Raw genomic sequence first — 1,930 nt, 5'->3', positions numbered from 1 at the left:
AAAAAAGCCTCTCGAACGAGAGGCTTTTTTTATTTCTTCGGATAGAGATCTTTGCGCTTATAGGGCTCAATCTCGCCGGGTTTGCGGGTCTTTAGCAGTTTCAGAATCCAGGTGTATTGTTCAAGATGTGGGGTGACAAAAATCTCCACTTCTTCATTCATCCGTCTGGCAATGGTATGGTCATCGGCCGTCAGAATGTCATCCATGGGTGGGCGTACCTGAATCTTCAGGCGATGCGTTTTACCATCGTACACCGGGAATAGCGGTATTACGCGTGCATGACAAACCTTCATCAGGCGGCCAATCGCCGGTAACGTTGCCTTATAGGTCGCGAAGAAATCGACAAACTCGCTGTGCTCCGGGCCGTGGTCCTGATCCGGTAAGTAATATCCCCAGTATCCCTGCCGTACCGACTGAATAAAAGGTTTAATACCGTCGTTACGTGCATGTAAACGACCGCCGAAACGTCGACGTACCGTATTCCAGACATAGTCAAATACCGGATTGCCCTGGTTATGGAACATCGCTGCCATTTTCTGGCCTTGAGATGCCATCAGCATTGCCGGAATATCAACACCCCAGCCGTGAGGGACGAGAAAAATCACCTTTTCCTCATTACGTCGCATCTCATCGATAATTTCCAGGCCCTGCCAGTCAACGCGGTGCTGGATTTTCTCCGGACCGCGCATGGCTAATTCTGCCATCATAACCATCGCCTGAGGCGCAGTCGCAAACATCTCATCAACGATGGCCTCACGCTCGGCTTCGCTGCGCTCCGGAAAACAGAGGGATAAATTAATAAGCGCTCTACGACGCGAACTTTTCCCCAGCCGTCCGGCAAGCCGCCCCAGTTTCGCCAGAACGGGATCGCGAAATGACGCGGGCGTTAATGCAATCCCTGCAATCGCTGCCACGCCAAGCCAGGCGCCCCAGTAGCGCGGGTGACGGAATGATTTTTGAAACTCAGGGATATACTCAATACTCTTTTTTTTCGTTTCCATGCTCTTCCAGTATCGGGGGCCGCGAAAAAGTAAATCTGCTGATAGTGTAGCGGCGCACCGTGTCCCGTACAAAATAAAAAAGCCGGCACGCATAGCGTACCGGCTCTGTCAGTGTATTTATTAATCGAAGCGTAACTGAGGCAGAACCTCTTTCACCTGAGCCAGGTACTCGGTACGATCCGAACCGCTCAACCCTTCCGTACGCGGCAGTTTTGCCGTCAACGGGTTCACAGCCTGCTGGTTGACCCATACTTCGTAGTGCAGGTGCGGGCCCGTAGAACGCCCGGTGTTACCTGACAGCGCAATGCGATCGCCACGTTTCACTTTTTGCCCCGGTTTAACCAGCAGCTTACGCAGGTGCATGTAACGGGTGGTGTAAGTACGACCGTGACGAACAGCAACATAGTATCCGGCCGCGCCACTCCGTTTCGCGACAACCACCTCGCCATCACCGACTGACAGCACCGGCGTACCTTGCGGCATCGCAAAGTCGACACCTTTGTGCGGTGCAACGCGCCCGGTTACCGGATTCAGGCGACGCGGATTGAAGTTTGACGAAATACGGAACTGCTTCGCCGTAGGGAAACGCATAAACCCTTTAGCAAGCCCGGTCCCGTTACGGTCATAGAATTTACCGTCTTCAGCACGGATCGCGTAATAATCCTTGCCTTCAGAGCGCAAACGAACGCCCAGCAGTTGGCTTTGTTCGCGTTTACCGTCCAGCATCTCGCGAGACATCAAAACGGAGAACTCATCGCCTTTCTTCAGCTTGCGAAAGTCCATCTGCCATTGCATCGCTTTAATCACTGCGCTGATTTCAGAGCTGGTGAGGCCGGCATCTCTTGCACTGGCGACGAAACTACCGCCCACCGTACCGTTGATTCGGCTGTTGACCCAGTCTCCCTGCTGCATTTCGCTGCTCATTTTGA

At 53.1% G+C, this 1,930-nt stretch carries 2 protein-coding genes; both read right to left on the bottom strand.

Annotated features, from left to right (window positions below; all coding sequences use genetic code 11):
* Window positions 1-29 precede the first annotated feature (29 nt).
* Window positions 30-1,001 carry a lauroyl-Kdo(2)-lipid IV(A) myristoyltransferase gene (gene lpxM, locus FDX03_RS10860; protein ID WP_137345914.1) on the bottom strand — a complete coding sequence of 324 codons (972 nt, stop codon included), beginning with the start codon at window positions 999-1,001 and terminating at the stop codon, window positions 30-32.
* Between the two features lie 120 nt (window positions 1,002-1,121).
* On the bottom strand, window positions 1,122-1,930 hold an 809-nt coding region (gene mepM / locus FDX03_RS23280), incomplete at its 5' end, for a murein DD-endopeptidase MepM (protein WP_249357040.1).

The sequence above is a fragment of the Citrobacter sp. wls827 genome, from assembly GCF_005280875.1.
Classification (GTDB): Bacteria; Pseudomonadota; Gammaproteobacteria; order Enterobacterales; family Enterobacteriaceae; genus Citrobacter; species Citrobacter youngae.
Note: the sequence above shows the minus strand (reverse complement) of the source record. Positions and strands in the feature narration are given on the sequence as shown.